This window comes from Paenibacillus camerounensis (assembly GCF_000723885.1).
GTDB lineage: Bacteria > Bacillota > Bacilli > Paenibacillales > Paenibacillaceae > Paenibacillus_AQ > Paenibacillus_AQ camerounensis.
In genome coordinates, this window is sequence record NZ_CCDG010000053.1 from 25,676 (window position 1) to 42,069 (window position 16,394).

A 16,394-nucleotide genomic window follows, 5' to 3' on the forward strand; every position below is an offset into this window, starting at 1 on the left:
GTATGGGATCTTCTCCATACTCAGCTTTTAATTAAGGAGAGCTGAATGTATGGATACAGAAATCTACAGTACAGCTACACTTTCCGATCTTGAGGAGATGTCCCGGTTACACATCCCGTTCATGAAAGAGCTGTCCGCTGAGCTTGAAGCATGGTATAGCGGACTAATTAGATGGGAAGTGCTCAAATATAATGGCCTTATTATGGGATGCCACCGGACAGTGCTGCTTTCCGGATGGGGATTCTTATACGGGGTCTATGTCCGTCCTGAGAATCATAATATCTGGAGCTGTTATCAATTGGTTCAGCACACTGTAGACTCCCTTTCCGGATGTGTAACGGATGGCTTTATTACATGGATTGACGACATGCCCTCCTGGAAATCTGTGATGATGAAGCGGCTGGAATTCAGTTCATCCGTCAGACCGGTCTACCGGCTGTTTTTTAAGGATGCAGGACTGCAGCGGCTGCGGCAGGCAGAGATTAAGGACAGCCTGCTGCAGTGGCGGTGCGCTGTGCAAGAAGACAGTACCGATATTGAGAGTCTTGCAGAAGCACCAAGCTCCTTCATTGATAGTGTCAATCTGAGCGGTGATTTTACCAATCCCGAATCAGGCTGGTTTGTCGGAGAGGATGAACTGGGAATAGCCGCAGGCATCCGGTGGTGTGTTTATGGAGATACATTGTTCGCGATGTTTACACTTTCTTCCCAACCTGAACTGGATATCACGGCAGCTATTGTTCAATTGCTCGCTGTGCTGAACCGTGACGGGCTAACTACATACAGAATAAACCTGGAGCATCAGCGGAAAATCACGCTCCTTCGTCTTTCGGGATTCTCGCCGTATACCAATGAGTGCGGTCATGAAACCCATTATCTTTTCAAATCCGTTAAAGGAAATGTCCTATGCGAAACTATAAGGTAATTCTGGTCAATCTTAATTCACTGCCGAATCTGGGATTCAGTCCGGTTTTCCCGGTAGGTGCCAATTATGTATTTTCACTGTTATCCGAAATGGGTGCAGAAGTTGATTTTATCGATTTTGTGCAGCATCCGGACTTGCTGGAAACGCTGGATTTTCTGGAAAAAGAGTTCGACTGCATCGCATTCTCCATCCGAAACCTGGATTCCATGGAGCTGGACGGTGAATATCTGGTAGATTATTACTTGAAAATCACAACCTTAATTATAGAGCAGGGCAGGCAACAGAATCCCGATGTGAAAATTCTTCTGGGAGGAAGCGCCTTTACCGCCTACCCTAAAGGATTTGCTGAAGTATTTCCCTTTGATGCCGCTATAGACAGCGATACAGAGGAACGCTTATTTCAGTTTATCGCTGGCCATATCGAAGAAATGCAGAATGACCAGCTTGCAGGTATTAGCAGTGCCTGCCCTGAACGGTTTGCATTCGAAATTAAGTATGAACCGGAGCTTGTAAGGGCTTATCTGGCAATTGGGGCGAAACAGATCGGCATTCCGACCCGGTGCGGAGGCCGATGTCCGATGCAGTGCATTTATTGCTCTTACGGTTTGCTCGACCAGAATACCCATTATACCCGTCCACTTAACCTTTTGCGTAATGAAATTATCCAGCTCTATCAAATTGGCGTAAGAGAGCTGTTCTTTACGGATTCTTTAATCAATATTTCACCTGAGCATGCCCGGAATCTATGTCTGTTGCTGATTGAGCTTAATCTGCCGGAGCTTGAGTGGACTGCATATGCCAGGCCAACCCGCAATGAAGAGTTTTTGAGGCTGGCGGCTCTCTCAGGCTGTAAGACCTTGAGTGTTTCGTTCGATACCTTTTCTCCCGCTATGCTGACAAACTTGAAAAAAGGTTTTTCTGTTCATACCATCAGCAGATTCATAACCTTATGCGCCCAATATAAAGTAAATCTTGTAGGTCTGCTATTATTCGGCGGCCCCGGAGAAACAGAGCTGACTATTAAAGAAACCTGTGAGTTTGCCAACCGTTTTCTTGAACCGGGTCAGCTTTTCTTTTCCTTTGGGATAAGGATCTCACCGGGAAGCGGACTGGAAATGCTGCTTGGGCAAGTAGGCAATGAGCTGCTTATTCCGCACTTTCTGGGCTTTGATGAACGGATCTTTGACTTTGTACTGACTCACCTGGACGGAAGATTCATCTCAATGAACCTTCTGCTCAAAATCAGTAAATGGAGAGCAGCCTATAAGGCAATGTCCTGTAAACAAACAACACACCCCCAGCTTTCAATGGTCTGCCCAGAGTGCTGATCTCCTGAAAAGAGGTGCAATCCGGATGTACACATTTAATGACTACTTGGAGCAATGGGCCGGGCGCATCGGCGGCAGTCCTGCGGTGGCCGATGCTGAACAGGAGCTGACTTACAGTATGCTGCTGTGTAAGGTGCGCGAGCTGCAGGGCTATTTGCACTCACGGGGCTTGCGCGAGGGGGATGTTGTAGGGATATCTGCTCCCCGCTGCGTTTCCCTTGTCCTCCTGTATGTGGCTGCATTGGGACTGGGACTGTCTGTCGTTCCGCTTCCCGAGCAGGCAGCGGAGATCCGGCTGCAGCAGATATTGTCCTTGATCCCGGTGAACGTTCTCATTCAATACGAAGGATACAGCCAGCCTGGCAGTAAGTCCTATGTAATGTATAGGATCAGGCCTGCTAAGGACGGCTATATAAAAGAAACGGACCGTACTTTTATTCCATATCAATTGAGCGACAGCTATGCAGGCTATACGTACTCACCGTCAGAGGCCAACGCCAGCTACTATAATCTCACCTCAGGCTCTACGGGCGGAGTTAAAGCGGTGAGAACAGGGAGCCGGGAGATTATTATGAATGCGCTGCTTGTCAGCGAGCGTCTCCCTCTCAACACAGAAGACTGTTACTGCTGTTTATTTGCTCCAGATATGCATCCCCATGAACTATTTGCCAGACCTCTGCTGTTTGGAGCCCGGTGTCTGTTAGTAGCCAATCACGAATTACGGAGCTTCGGGCATCACATGCGTGAGCACCGGCTGACACATTTGCTGGCTACCCCCCACACCTTATCGAATCTGCTGAAAATATGCCAGGGCAGGGAAGACTGGCAGGGCATTAAATTCCTGCTGGGGACCGGGGAGAACGTTCCATATGACCTTAGGTTTAAATTCTATAACCGGACGGGGAAAAAGCTGATATCGGTTTGGGGATGTACGGAGACTACGGGGATCGTACTGGTGATGCCGGAAGCCTCTTTTCTGGAGGAGGGGACTATTCTGGGTCTTCCTGTGCCCGGATATGAGCTGATAATTGAACCGGGCAGCGGTGAATTGCTGATACGCGGGGATAGCGTAATGAAGGGCTATTGGAATTATGAGGAACAGCAACCTGTTGATCAGAACGGCTACTATCATACCGGAGATACGGTTACCTGTAATGCCGATGGTGTGCTGACGTTTACCGGCAGGACAGATTCTTTCATTAAAGCGGCAGGGAGAAGGATTTCACTGCATGAGCTGGAGCAGCAAATCGGGAGCCTGCCCGGCATAGTGGAGATAGCAGCGGTTTATTCGGATGTAAGCCATACGGTAGGCATCTTTTACTCGGCGAATTCGGAATCAAGCAGAATGTATCCGGATATTCTTCAGCTGCTGAATGATGCGCTTACGCCTACTAAATTCCGTGTTATGCAATGCGCCGGATTGCCAAAGCTTACTAGCGGTAAAATTAACAAAAAAGAATTGGAAGCAAAGCTTGAATAAGGAGGCGCCCGGTATGAAATCCCAGGAATTTATTTATGAGCTTTTAGAACGCAAATTTTCTGTACAAACGGCAGGAATTCATAAAGACTCGAAGCTGCGGGAATTGGGTCTCGACAGCTTTGATATATTCTTTTTCGTTGCAGAGCTGGAGAACAGGCTTGGTTGTAATATTCCTGATCAGAATTTACTGTCTTTTCAGCGGATTGGTGATGTAATTGACTATATGGATTGTAATCAGGTGAAAGCGGGGGATAACGCTTGAATAAAGAAGAAATCATACAACTTTTAACGGCAGACGGAGAAGAGCAGCAGATGCTTTTTGACACAGCGAAGGGGGTCAGGGATAAGCAGTTTCCGGAAGGAGTCAGTATTAGAGGTGTCGTCGAGGTATGTAATCTCTGCCTGTGCAACTGCGATTATTGCCCGATGCGGCGGGATAACCTGAAAAACAACTCGTTGTTTACATTGAACGAGGAGGGAATCCTGGGAGCGGTTGAGCAAATGACAGATTGCGGAATCCGTACAGTGTTTCTGCAGGGCGGGGAAAATCCGGCGAATACCCGGATAGCAGGAGGCGCCATCCGGAAGATCCGTTCCATGTACCGGGATGAAGTGAATATTATTCTGAACCTGGGTGTGAAAACGGCTGCAGAGTATGCGTACTTATATGAGCAGGGGGCGAACGGTTATATTCTGAAATTTGAAACAAGTGACCCCATCAATCATGAGCGGCTCCGGCATGAAGCTTTGGATAAAAGGATTGAGGCGATTCAGATGCTGCTTGAGACCGGTTATGAGGTGGGCACCGGAATGATTATCGGTTTGCCCGGCCAGACCATCGACAGTATCGCTGACGATATTCTGTTGGCTAAATCACTGAATGTACATATGTGCAGTGTGTCGCCTTTTTTGCCGGCTCCGCACACTCCGCTTGAGAGTTACAGCAGCGGTTCGATTGATTTGTCGCTGAATGCTATATCTATTATGCGGATTTTACATCCGGAATGGTTGATCCCTTCCGTAAGCGCACTGGAAAAAATCAGAGCGGGGGGACAAATTGCCGGACTGAATGCCGGAGCCAATGTAATCACAGTTAACTACACACCCAAACAGGAATCCGAGAAATATCATATCTACGGTGAAAACCGCTTTGTAGTCACCCTCGGACACGCTTTACAGACCATCGCAGGTGCCGGGCTTCAGGCTGCTGCTGATTTGATGAAGCCAGCGGAAGGACCGAATGCTATTTCTAAGGAGACTAATCATGAAAGTATACCAAGCTAAGCCTTCATTGATTCTGGTCGATCAATCGGTACGGAGTGCTGGAGCGCCTGCGGGGCTTCCGTTGAACCCATCTTATTATGTACGTGACACTGAGAATAGAAGGACAACGGTATTGGAAGCAGAGTCCTTCAGCTTATTGACAGAGCTGATGCAGCCTTTGCAATACGCTGAGCTGCTGAGCCGGTACGGGGGGGACGAAGAGGAGCTTCGGGCAGTTTTAGACTGGCTGATTGCCCGGGATTTCTTGTTATTAAAAGGCGGACCGGCTTCCGGGCAGGCCAGGCTGCTTACGGGCAGCTCCGAAGAGCGTCTAAAGGGAATACCGCTTATTCCCCGGACCATTATGTTCAATTGTACCCCTAAATGTAATTTGCGCTGCAAGCACTGCATTGTATCTGATAAGCATTATAAGCAGCAGGATATTCTGCGGTTCGAGGATATACAAGCTTTTCTGGATGAGGCAGATACCTGCGGTGTGGAGAATGTAGTTCTATCAGGCGGAGAGCCTTTGCTGTGGCAATCGATCTATTCCGTTATTGAAGATTCATTGAATAGAAGCTACACGGTAATTCTATATACCAACGGCATGCTCATCAATGAGAAGTGGCTGACCCTGTTCCGGAGCATACAGGAGCAGAAACCCGGCGGCTTAAAGCTGCATGTTTCCCTGGATGGAGGAACCCCGGAAACACATGACGGCGTCCGGGGCGTCACTGGAAGCTTTAACCGGATCATCGGATCACTGGAGCAGCTTAACCGCTGGGGAATACCTGTTGCTGCCGTTGAAAGTATGGCTACAGCGGAGCTGTATTCTGAACTGGATTTTTTAATCGCTATCTGCCGCGAGAATGGCGTCGGGAGTCTGTATCTGCACCCCGTATTCAACTTTGACAGGAATCCGCAAATTCAAGAGCTTGAGCTGGAGTGGGACAGCCGGCTCCGTTACTTGCATAGAGTCAGTGAGCTTTCCGGCCTGGAGCTTGGAGTCGAGTTGCATTACAGTGACCCCTATTTTCCCACCGGACTCTTTCAGGAGAAGCCTTCGCTAGCCCGGAAGAACGCCGAAGCCTTCTTGAGCGGTATTCTCAGCGGAAATCGCATGGAGGGCGGTAATTATGATGTTGTTAAAAGGGATAAGGATGTCTTAACGAATTGCGATGGCGGTGTGAGCCAGATGTTTGTTGATTACAACGGGGATGTGTATCCTTGCATGATTTATGCGAATTCGGCCCGTCCGGTTGATCACTGCGGAAATGTTACCCGAAATTCGCTGCTTGAAGTCTGGAATTCCGAAGGGATGAACCGGGTAAGAAAAGTAATGAGCCGCAATGAGCTGACGGTCTGCAGCCAATGTGAACATTTTGACCAATGCGGGCCGGCTGTCAAGAAGTGCAGAATCGCATCTGAGATTGCTTTGGGTGATTTTTTTGGGCCTTCCTATTTATGTGTAAGATATGCTGCACAGCTGGGTATCGCCCCAGAATTACTTACTTCCTACTGGCAAGAGCTTCTTAATAAGTAAATGGGGCCGCTTATGAATGCTGCAAAAGGAAAGAAGAACGGGCGGCTGTGGAACGGATTCTCTTATCTGTTTATCAGAACGCCGATAGCGGCGTTGCTAATCATTGCAGGACTATGCGGAGGCTTATACATTTGGGCGAACAGCCTCCTTCTGCAACATTATGTAACGGTCAGCGGGTTGGTGTCTGTGACGGAGGAATATATGCTTGTTCGCTTAAAGGGGAATTATGACAGTTCCTATATCGAAATCCGCGATACTGCAAGCTGGTATTTAAGTGCGGACGGAGGGCGATATACGGGAACGGTCATAGCGGTGCAGGCTGAACCGGGCCGGAGTACTGTCGAGCTTGAAATCAGCAGCAGCCAATGGACCCGGGCTAATACAGAATCGGGTAAGGCACTTTCCGGACAGCAGGTCTATGTAGAAATTCCCCAGGGGCAACGAAGCTTGTGGTTCAAAATGATTCATAAGGGAGAACGCCTATGAGGAAAACAATTTATACGCAGATGAAACCGCTGTGGCCGATTATCCGCCGGTACAGGTGGAGTTTCATCAATTTGTTCATCTGCGTTGTGGTTACTTCTGTTATAGGCATGGTTTATCCCTATATCTTCGGAATGCTTATTGATGAAGTCTTCTATCAGAGGAATTTCCAGTTCTTGAAATATATCGTGATTTTGTATGGCACTGTTTTTGCCGGAGAGCAATGTCTGCATATCTGCTTTAACAGTGCCTGGGCTTATCTGGCTACCCGGTTCTCGTTTGATATCCGTAAGACGCTTTATGATAAGCTGCTGTCACTGCGGCCGGCATTTTTCACTGCAAGCAAATCCGGTGATCTAATGACCATTATTAACCGGGATACCGAAGAAGTTTTGGCCTTCATCCATCTTAATGTTTTTTTTCTTGCAGCTAATATCCTCCGTTTACTGACAGCGGTAGCTTTTGTGCTATATGCAAGCTTCTATTTAGGGCTCCTGATGCTGGTGGCCGTTCCGGCGGTTGTTTTTGTAACGGTGCTGTTTAACCGGAGATTACGAACCAGACTGACGGAGCAGAGAGAGCAGTATGGATCACTGATGAGCTGGTGCTTTGAAATGCTGGCTGGTTTGCAGGATATCAGGCTGCTGGGGGCCGGAAAGTACAGCTCCAGAACATTTGTACATTTGATTATCCAATATATGCGTGTTAAGAACAGCTCAAGTAAGCTGGAATGGATCTCTGAAAGAACGGTAGGGTTAATCAGTCTTTGTTCTGACCTCGCTTTGTATATTACGGCATGCTATCTCATTATCCATCAGCAGCTGACGCTCGGCGTCTTTATTGCAAGTATGGAATACTTCTCCAAGGGTGGTGAGCTGCTGCAAAGAATTAGCGGCGCAAGCCGCAGTATTCAGCGCAATAAAGTGGCGATAGACCGGGTTATTTCTCTGCTTCAGGAGCCCGAAGAGAATAAGGGATTAGATTTACCCGGTCTGCGGGTGACAAAGGGGAATATCGAATTTGACAACGTTTCCTTCAGCTATAACCCCGAAACTCCGGTTCTACAGAACCTGAGCCTTGTTCTGGAGGGCGGAACGACAGTGGCTCTTGTGGGCAAAAGCGGAAGCGGGAAGACCACATTGGCATCTCTGCTGCTGGGTCTCTATAAGCCCGATTCGGGAGAAATCAGGGTTGACGGAACCCCCATCAGCGGCTGCAGCCTGCGATCTCTCCATCGGGCAGTTGGTACCACCGCACAGGAAACTTTTCTCTTTGAAGGCACACTGCGCGAAAATTTACTTTGGGGAAGCGTTTATCAGAAGGACAAGGCACTGTGGACTGCTTGTGAGAAGGCATTCATTTCAGAATACATACGGACACTGCCCGAAGGAATGGACACCTTGATTGAAGGAGAACAGGGACTGAGAATGTCAGAGGGACAAAAGCAGCGCATATCTCTGGCGCGCTCCTTTTTGCGGTCAGCCCCGATCATTATATACGATGAGGCCACCTCGGGACTCGACGGTGAAGCAGAGAAGGCTGTGCGGGCTCAATGGCATAACCTTAGCGGGAGCAGGACGGCTATTGTTATTGCCCACCGGCTGTCCACGATATTAAGCGCTGATAAGGTAGCGGTCCTGGATAACGGTAAGATCATCGCTTATGATCACCACTTGCGGCTGCTGTCTGACAGCGAAGTCTACCGTCGGCTCTTTTATGAGCAATATGCAGAAAACGGATTGGGGAGAAATCATGGAGAACCTGCTGCGCAATATCAGGCTTAAGCTTCACTACATCAAGACCTTCAAGGCTGAACTGCAGCCCCGCCGTTATGATCTGGGTATGCTCGGAGGTTGTAAGGTGCTTCTGCTTGGTTTAGGGCTGTTCTCACCTTTACTGTTCAAGCTCCTGATTGATAGGGTTATAGTGCAGCATGAATTAAAGGCACTTTGGCTTGTTTGTTCCGGTTATGCTGCTATATATGTTATGCAGTCTATCGTTCTGGGTGGACAAACCTTTGTGGGCAATAAATTTACGAACCATGTGACGTTTGATATACGCACAGCTTTATGGAGCAGATATCTTAATATGCCGCTCAGTACGTATAACCAGCTGAATACAGGCGATCTGAAAGGTAGAATGGACCAGGATACAGATGCAGTGGACCGTTTGTTCAAGGTACAGCTGATGGAGTACAGCTATAGTTTTGCATACCTGCTGGCGGGTGCAGCCATGATGGCAGTCTTCAGCTGGAAGCTGGCACTGGTCGCTTTGCTTATGGTGCCTGTTTCCTTCTGGATTACAGATAAGCTTGGTAGACGGGCAAGAGAGGTTTCCACAAGCTACCGGCAGATTTACGGTGAGTATGAGGGATGGCTGCAACAATCCATCCAAAGCTGGAGGGAAATTAAGATCAACCGGATGGAGAAGCGGAGTTCACTCAAATTCACAGGCTATTGGCATGCGATGAGCAAAGTTTTTTTTCGAAAAGAAATGTACTGGTTCATCAACCGTGTCCTTCAGGAGTTCAAGGATCTTTTTATAACTAGGATGAATCTTTATTTTCTCGGCGGACTGCTAATCTTTCACGGAGAAATGACGATCGGCGGACTGCTGGTCTTTATGAAGTATTATGAAATGCTGTTTACGCAATTAAGAGCCATCAACGATTTTGATATGCAGTTTAATGGCGATGTGCCCGGTCTTGAAAAAATCTCCTCCATGCTGGCTGAAACGCCAGATACGAAAAATAAAGTTAGAGTGAAGCCAACGGCAGATCAGAATCATCTTCCTGTCCTGCAATTTAAGAATGTTTCTTTCTGTTATAATGATGAGGGTCCTGCTGTACTGAGGGATATTTCCTTTGCTGTTCAGCCTGGGTCAAGAGTAGCAATTGTCGGCAGGAGTGGCTCCGGCAAAAGCACAATAGCCAAATTAATGCTAAGAATCGGTCAGCCTTCTCATGGAAGCATCCAAGTGGGCGGACGGGAGCTACAGCAGATTGGTGAAGCCGAATTGCGTAAATCCTTCGGTGTAGTCATGCAAAATCCGGCCATTTTTAATATGTCTATCCTGGAGAACGTCAAGCTGGCCAGGCCAGCCGCTTCTGCGGCGGAAATTAAAGAGGCCTGCAGGCTGGCTGAGATGGAAGAGTATATCGGAAAGCTGACCCTTGGCTATGATACCGTTGTCGGTGAAAAGGGAGTACAGCTGTCCGGCGGACAAAAGCAGCGGCTTGCTTTGGCCAGAGTGCTGCTGTCAAATGCCGGAATTATTATTCTGGACGAAGCGACCTCTATGCTTGATCATATTACAGAGGCAGCCATTCATCAGACCTTTGCCAAGCTGCCGTCTGATCGCACAGTAATTATTATTGCACACCGTCTTTCCTCGGTCATGTACGCGGATGAAATTCTGTTGCTGGATAACGGGCAGATTGCGGATCAGGGCAAGCATCAGAAACTGTGGCAGGAGAATACCCTCTACCGGCTGCTGTTTGAGAATGGAGTGGGATCCAGCAGTCCCATTGTAACAGCTAATCGGACTTAGTGACAGGCAGCTCTGGCGGGCTGCTTTTTTTGTCGTAACGGTTTACTTAAAAAATGAAGGATTTAACAGCAGTGCTGTCGAATATACGGTTCGGATATATATAGCTGAATTTGTTAATAGTAAATCTGAAAATAAATAATATAGAAGCGGGGAATAGACATGCCATATACCGTTGATTTTAAAGAGGTGTCTGCAGTGGGGCTGGAATCATCTCCTGTGGCAGAGGCGCTGGCCGGATTGCGGGCGAATGAAGCGCGTTATTTTATGAACAAGTACAAGCATGTGTTCACGACCGTACCGGCCGGTGAAAGCCAGGAAGACCTTGACTATGTGAACCGGATTCTGAAGAATGAGCGCAATATCGAATTTGCCGCCAAGCCGCTGGAAACCTCACGTTTTCAGGTGGAAAATATTCAGTTTACCTATGTCTTCTACGAGGACGGCCTGGCGATTAATGTGATGTATACCGTAGACGACCCGAAGAAACGGGCGGTCGGCTTCAAGCTGTCCGAGGGGATGGATGTGCCCAAGGAGCTGGAGGAGAAGTTCAAGTTCGCGCGGCAGAAATCGAAGCTGGCCGGAACGATCCGCGGGTCTTTTTTTGTGATCAAAGGAGAGTACTGAAAAGGGCAGCTTCCACGATTTAACATCCGCTTAACATGCTCCATATCTTCACGTGATATAACAGAAACATCCGGTTATAAAGAGGAGAAGATTAGATGAAGCTGAGCAAAGAGGAGAAATCATGGATTCTGTATGACTGCGGCAATTCGGCCTATTCGATGGCGGTGACGACGGCACTGCTGCCGATTGTGTTCGGCATGTTCAAGAATGTGGACAGCAGTATGGATTTGGGCTACTTTAATTCGATTGCCAGCATACTGGTGGCGATACTCAGCCCGATCCTGGGGACGATTGCCGATTATAAGGACCGGAAGAAGCGCTTTTTTATCTTTTTTGCGGCGATCGGGATATTGGCTACGGCTTCTCTGGCATTCGTCTCACCGGATAGCGGACAGTGGCAGCTGCTGGTTGCTTTTTACATACTGTCGGCCATCGGGTTTGCCGGGTCCAATATTTTCTACGACTCGTTCCTGGTGGACATTTCCACGGATGAGCGGATGGATAAGGTTTCGACGAGAGGGTTTGCATTCGGTTATATTTTCAGCGTCATTCCGTTCGGGATCAGCCTGCTGCTGATTTTTGTTATGGGGATGGATAAGGCCGTCGGCTACCAGATCGGGTTCATCATTACGGCGCTTTGGTGGGGGCTGCTGACCGTGCCGATGATCCGTGACGTGAAACAGAGATACTATATCGAACCCGAGCCTAAGCCGGTGGCCAAAAGCTTTAAACGCTTAGCCGTTACCTTTGCCAACATCCGTCAGCACAAAATCGTGTTCGTGTTCCTGCTTGCGTATTTCTTCTATATTGACGGAGTGGATACGATTATCAAAATGGTGGTGCCATATGCCACGGCGGTGCTCGGCGCAGACTCGCTGGACACCTTCACACTGCTCGGGATTCTGCTTATTATCCAGGTTATTGCTTTTCCGTGTGCGATTATTTACGGTAATCTGGCCAAAAAATACTCTGCACGCACAATGATCATCGCCGGTATTTTTACATACATCATCTCCTGTATCGCCGCTTTCTTTATCTCGTCCGTGTGGCATATCTTTGTTCTGGGGGCGCTGATCGGTTCAGCACAGGGAGGAATTCAGGCGCTCAGCCGGTCGTATTTCGCCAAAATCATTCCGAAGGAGAACTCCAATGAGTTCTTCGGGTTCTATAATATTTTCGGAAAATTTGCTGCGATACTCGGACCTGCCCTAATGGCTCTAACCACTACGTTGACGGGCAATGCCAGCTATAGCATTTTGTCGATCATTCCGCTGTTTCTGATTGGCTTGTTTGTCTTCATCACCTTACCTAAGGGGAACTAAAATGGACTCCAAAGCAGCATTTACGCCAAAAGCGAAGCATCTGATCGTTATTTCCTATGATGCTTTTTCAGAGGATAATTGGGATTTAGCGCGCCGCCTGCCTAACCTGGCAACATTAATGCAGAGCGGTGCATACAGCAACCGGCTGCGCAGCGTATATCCAACGCTCACCTATGTCGTTCATACGACCACCGCGACCGGCGTCTACCCTGATAAGCACGGCATCCATCACAACAATCCGCTGCAGCCGTTCGTCGCGGAGGAGGATCAGCACTGGTTCTGGTTCCGCGAGGCGATTAAGGTCCCGACGATCTATGATGCTGTGCGCAAGGCCGGAATGAATACCGCAGGTATTCTCTGGCCGGTCTCCGGCAAGTCCTCCATTCAATATAATATTCCAGAGATCAGAGCACTTAAGGGGGAGAATCAGGCGCTTAAGGTGCTCCGCAGCGGCAGTCCGTTATACTGCATCCAGATGGAGCTGAGGCACGGAAAGATCAGGCAGGGGATTCAGCAGCCTTATCTGGATGATTTCACGACTAAATGTGCTGTGGATACCATCAAGCGCAAAAAGCCTAACCTGCTTATGCTGCATCTGATTGATCTCGATGATGCCAAGCATCAGTTCGGGACTGACAGCGAGGAAGTGAAGCAGGTCATCCTGCGGATGGATAACCGGCTTGGCGAGATTATGCAGGCGGTTGAGGCTGCCGGGATCAAGGAGGATACGGTAATTATGGTGCTCGGTGATCACGGGCAGTTCAATGTGCGGTACAAAGTGCATTTGAACAAGCTGCTTCAGGACAAGGGCCTGATCTATGAAGAGAACGGCGAAATGAACTGGCGGGCTTACTTCCAGTGCGGCGGCGGTTCGGCTTACCTGCATATCCGGCCGGGGGATGCTGAGGCGGAGCAGCTGGCCCTTGAAGCTGTAAAAGCGTACATGGAGGATGCTGCGTCAGGTGTTGATGCGGTGTATACGAGAGATATGCTGGACCCGCTTCATGCCAGTCCGGTAACCGGTGTTATGCTGGAAGCCAAGAAGGGCTACAGCTTCGACGAAAGCCTGGACCAGCCGTTCATTGTTGATCTGGCAGCACACGGCATCCGTTATGCCACACACGGCTATTCTCCTGATAAAAGCGGCTACCGCTGCAATATCGTTGTCTCCGGCAGGCAGATCAGGCAGGACTTTGCCTTCGGGGAGCTCGAGATGGTCGACATCGCCCCGACGATGGGCCGAATTCTCGGTGTAGCCTTCGGGCATGGGGACGGACGGGTGCTGGAGGAGATTTTTGCGGATGCAGAATAAGCAGCAGGATAGGAAGGCCTGATGTTCTCAGCCTGCCGGGATTATGCCGGCGGGCTGTTTCTGTGCGGAGTGAAGCAGGGCTGCGTACATACGCTTCTACGTGAAATGTTCATTCTATACTAGTTTTTGAGTCTTATAATCCTAACGGCTTAATTATTCTTTACGTTACAATGGCAATGCAGCCAGCGGAGCTTCAAGAGGAGGCCGCCAAGCAAGAATATAATCCATGAATAGCCGAATAAGATCGATTGGCTTCTCTCAGGGACTGCGTTACATTAGGGATAGCTTAAATGAGCTTGCAGAGAGGAAGATTACAGATGTATACATTTAAAGAGTATAAGCAGCCGGAGATCCTGCACAATCACTTAAATCTCGGAGGAAGTAATCCGGCAGGAGAGAAGATTGAGGTATCAAGTTTATATATTACGCGTGGCGGCAAGCCGTTCATTCCGGTAATGGGTGAATTCCATTTCTCCCGATATGCCAGAGAAGACTGGTATGATGAGCTGTGCAAAATGAAAGCAGGCGGTATAACGCTTGTGTCTACGTATGTCTTCTGGATATACCATGAGGAGGTTGAGGGGGTATTTGACTTCTCCGGCGACAATGATCTGCGTGCTTTCATACTGGAGAGCCAGAAGGCCGGCCTGGAAGTTGTTCTGCGCATCGGCCCATGGGCGCACGGCGAATGCAGAAACGGCGGATATCCGGATTGGCTGCTTGAGAAGCCCTACAAGCTGCGCGAGAATAATCCGCAGTATCTTGCCAAAGCCAAGATCCTGTATGAGAAAATTTCGGAGCAGGTTCAAGGCTTCTTTTATAAGGATGGGGGTAATATCATTGCCGTCCAGATCGAGAACGAGCTGACCAATGATGCCGAGCATCTGGCTAGATTGAAAGAGATGGCAATAGAGTGCGGAATGATTGCGCCTATTTATACTGTAACAGGCTGGAATGCGGTCTCCGGTGCCAAGATCCCTGTTGACGAGGTGATTCCCGTATTCGGAGGTTACTGTGAAGCCCCGTGGGAGGATCATTTGAATCCGCTTCCGCCGTCGCCGCATTATTTCTTTACCGGTATGCGCAACGATACAGGAATCGGGGCGGATCTACTTCCACGCGGAAGCGAAGAAGACGGTGAATGGCAGCTGCCGTATGAACGCTATCCTTTTGCAACCTGTGAACTCGGCGGCGGTGTGCAGGTGACCCATCACCGCAGACCTATAATCAGAGAGATGGATATTTACGCGATTTCACTTGTGAAGCTCGGTGACGGCAACAATCTGATCGGTTATTACATGTACCATGGCGGGACGAATCAGATCGGTAAGCTGTCCGCCTTCCAGGAATCGAAGGCTACGGGCTATCCGAATGATTTGCCGGTGCTCTCCTATGATTTTCAGACAGCGCTCTCAGAGTATGGGGAAGCACGGGGACAGTACCGGCTGCTGAATCTGCTGCATCTGTTTGTGCAGGACTTTGACCAGGCCCTTGCCCCGATGACCCGGGTAGAGGCTGAGCAAACGGTGAAAAGGGATGATACGACGTCCTTGCGGTATGTTATGCGTACAGACGGTAACAGCGGATTTGTTTTTATCAACCATTACCAGAGACTTTCGCAGCTTGAGGATGTTCGGGGTGCTGTAATCGATACGGGGACCGTTGTCTTCCCGGCGATTGATGTGTGCGGAGATGTCAGCTTCTTTATGCCTTTCCGGATGGATCTGTCCGGAAATGTGCTGAAGTATGCGACGGCTCAGCCGCTATCCCGATTAGGCAATACCTATTTCTTCGCCCAGATCCCGGGTGTTGCTGCGGAATATCAGTTTGAGGACGGACGGAAATTCACCCTTGAAGCCGGACTGGAGTCAGCATTCCAGGTGAATGAGGTCAGCGTTATTACACTCACTTGGGAGCAGGCCAAATATTTACGCAAGCTGGATGGAGAACTTTATATCGGAGAGAAGTGCGACCTGTACAAGGCTGACGGCGAAATCCGTTCCATCTCCGATGGGACATTCGGTTACTGGCACTGGCAGGGCAAGGGTTTTGCATATAGCACTGTCCAAAAGCCTTTCTCTGAACCTGTCCTCTCTCTAGAAGGTGCGGAACAGGCTCCATTTGAACCTAAATATGCAGAGGAGCTTCATATCGGCGGCGAGCGTAAGGTCTCCTGGCAGAAAATAAAGGTTACAGGCTCTCAAGGCTTTGTAAATATTAACTATTACGGCGATGTTGCACAGCTATATGCAGACGGAGAGCTGGTTGCTGACAGCTACTATTACGGAGAAAGCTGGAGAGTGCCGGCGAAGCTGCTGGAGGGGAAAAGCTGTTATCTTGCCGTTTCTGAAATCCGGGATGATTTCTATAGGGAGTTTTAGATAGAATAAAGAACGCTTTGCTTGGTGTTTTATTGTGCCTGTAATCGCATTAGCCGGGAGAGAAATGCAGTAAAATCCAGAAAGCTTGAAATAAGTCGCGAAATTTGCGACTTTTTTGTTTTATTCACGTATATGTATCTTAATATAGGCTTAAATACGCAAAAAGGAGCGATGCATCTTGAAT

General features: G+C 48.8%; 13 protein-coding genes. All 13 read left to right on the forward strand.

Annotated elements, in window-relative coordinates:
- Positions 1-49: 49 nt before the first annotated feature.
- The 13 genes from BN3772_RS19530 (at position 50) to BN3772_RS19590 (ending at position 16,210) form a co-directional block, all read left to right on the forward strand.
- Positions 50-925, forward strand: coding sequence for a hypothetical protein (locus BN3772_RS19530; protein ID WP_042201562.1), 876 nt, complete (start codon positions 50-52; stop codon positions 923-925).
- Entirely contained in the window at positions 907-2,253 is a 1,347-nt protein-coding gene (locus BN3772_RS19535) for a B12-binding domain-containing radical SAM protein (protein WP_042201565.1), read from the forward strand. Before BN3772_RS19530 ends, BN3772_RS19535 begins: the two co-directional genes overlap by 19 nt.
- Positions 2,254-2,278: 25 nt before the next feature.
- On the forward strand, positions 2,279-3,733 hold the full coding sequence (locus tag BN3772_RS19540) for a class I adenylate-forming enzyme family protein (protein ID WP_042201568.1): 1,455 nt from the start codon (positions 2,279-2,281) through the stop codon (positions 3,731-3,733).
- A 13-nt stretch (positions 3,734-3,746) separates the two neighbouring features.
- Positions 3,747-3,995: an acyl carrier protein gene (locus tag BN3772_RS19545; protein WP_042201571.1), complete on the forward strand. Its 249-nt coding sequence runs from the start codon at positions 3,747-3,749 to the stop codon at positions 3,993-3,995.
- Positions 3,992-5,017 (forward strand): biotin synthase BioB, encoded by a 1,026-nt coding sequence (locus BN3772_RS19550; RefSeq protein ID WP_052380598.1) that lies wholly within the window; start codon positions 3,992-3,994, stop codon positions 5,015-5,017. The genes BN3772_RS19545 and BN3772_RS19550 overlap by 4 nt, the downstream gene beginning before the upstream one ends.
- Positions 4,998-6,539 carry a radical SAM/SPASM domain-containing protein gene (locus BN3772_RS19555; protein WP_167336687.1) on the forward strand — a complete coding sequence of 514 codons (1,542 nt, stop codon included), beginning with the start codon at positions 4,998-5,000 and terminating at the stop codon, positions 6,537-6,539. The genes BN3772_RS19550 and BN3772_RS19555 overlap by 20 nt, the downstream gene beginning before the upstream one ends.
- A 12-nt stretch (positions 6,540-6,551) precedes the next feature.
- Positions 6,552-7,025: a hypothetical protein gene (locus BN3772_RS19560; RefSeq protein WP_157643626.1), complete on the forward strand. Its 474-nt coding sequence runs from the start codon at positions 6,552-6,554 to the stop codon at positions 7,023-7,025.
- Complete coding sequence (locus BN3772_RS19565; protein ID WP_042201578.1) at positions 7,022-8,806, forward strand: ABC transporter ATP-binding protein; 1,785 nt, start codon at positions 7,022-7,024, stop codon at positions 8,804-8,806. The genes BN3772_RS19560 and BN3772_RS19565 overlap by 4 nt, the downstream gene beginning before the upstream one ends.
- Positions 8,775-10,571: an ABC transporter ATP-binding protein gene (locus tag BN3772_RS19570; protein WP_042201581.1), complete on the forward strand. Its 1,797-nt coding sequence runs from the start codon at positions 8,775-8,777 to the stop codon at positions 10,569-10,571. Before BN3772_RS19565 ends, BN3772_RS19570 begins: the two co-directional genes overlap by 32 nt.
- A gap of 159 nt (positions 10,572-10,730) precedes the next feature.
- A complete protein-coding gene (locus tag BN3772_RS19575; protein ID WP_042201583.1) occupies positions 10,731-11,195 on the forward strand; it encodes a hypothetical protein in 465 nt (154 codons plus the stop codon).
- A gap of 95 nt (positions 11,196-11,290) precedes the next feature.
- Entirely contained in the window at positions 11,291-12,517 is a 1,227-nt protein-coding gene (locus BN3772_RS19580) for an MFS transporter (RefSeq protein ID WP_042201585.1), read from the forward strand.
- Position 12,518: 1 nt separating this feature from the next.
- Entirely contained in the window at positions 12,519-13,829 is a 1,311-nt protein-coding gene (locus BN3772_RS19585; protein WP_042201587.1) for an alkaline phosphatase family protein, read from the forward strand.
- A 317-nt stretch (positions 13,830-14,146) separates the two neighbouring features.
- Positions 14,147-16,210 (forward strand): beta-galactosidase, encoded by a 2,064-nt coding sequence (locus BN3772_RS19590; RefSeq protein WP_052380599.1) that lies wholly within the window; start codon positions 14,147-14,149, stop codon positions 16,208-16,210.
- Positions 16,211-16,394 lie beyond the last annotated feature (184 nt).

What these genes read in the sequence shown, in the direction of transcription:
- BN3772_RS19545 (WP_042201571.1), top strand. Translation starts at nt 3,747, where the DNA reads ATGAAATCCCAGGAATTTATTTATGAGCTTTTAGAACGCAAATTTTCT.
- BN3772_RS19575 (WP_042201583.1), top strand. Translation starts at nt 10,731, where the DNA reads ATGCCATATACCGTTGATTTTAAAGAGGTGTCTGCAGTGGGGCTGGAA.
- BN3772_RS19560 (WP_157643626.1), top strand. Translation starts at nt 6,552, where the DNA reads ATGAATGCTGCAAAAGGAAAGAAGAACGGGCGGCTGTGGAACGGATTC.
- BN3772_RS19570 (WP_042201581.1), top strand. Translation starts at nt 8,775, where the DNA reads ATGGAGAACCTGCTGCGCAATATCAGGCTTAAGCTTCACTACATCAAG.
- BN3772_RS19585 (WP_042201587.1), top strand. Translation starts at nt 12,519, where the DNA reads ATGGACTCCAAAGCAGCATTTACGCCAAAAGCGAAGCATCTGATCGTT.
- BN3772_RS19590 (WP_052380599.1), top strand. Translation starts at nt 14,147, where the DNA reads ATGTATACATTTAAAGAGTATAAGCAGCCGGAGATCCTGCACAATCAC.
- BN3772_RS19530 (WP_042201562.1), top strand. Translation starts at nt 50, where the DNA reads ATGGATACAGAAATCTACAGTACAGCTACACTTTCCGATCTTGAGGAG.
- BN3772_RS19535 (WP_042201565.1), top strand. Translation starts at nt 907, where the DNA reads ATGCGAAACTATAAGGTAATTCTGGTCAATCTTAATTCACTGCCGAAT.
- BN3772_RS19565 (WP_042201578.1), top strand. Translation starts at nt 7,022, where the DNA reads ATGAGGAAAACAATTTATACGCAGATGAAACCGCTGTGGCCGATTATC.
- BN3772_RS19540 (WP_042201568.1), top strand. Translation starts at nt 2,279, where the DNA reads ATGTACACATTTAATGACTACTTGGAGCAATGGGCCGGGCGCATCGGC.
- BN3772_RS19580 (WP_042201585.1), top strand. Translation starts at nt 11,291, where the DNA reads ATGAAGCTGAGCAAAGAGGAGAAATCATGGATTCTGTATGACTGCGGC.
- BN3772_RS19555 (WP_167336687.1), top strand. Translation starts at nt 4,998, where the DNA reads ATGAAAGTATACCAAGCTAAGCCTTCATTGATTCTGGTCGATCAATCG.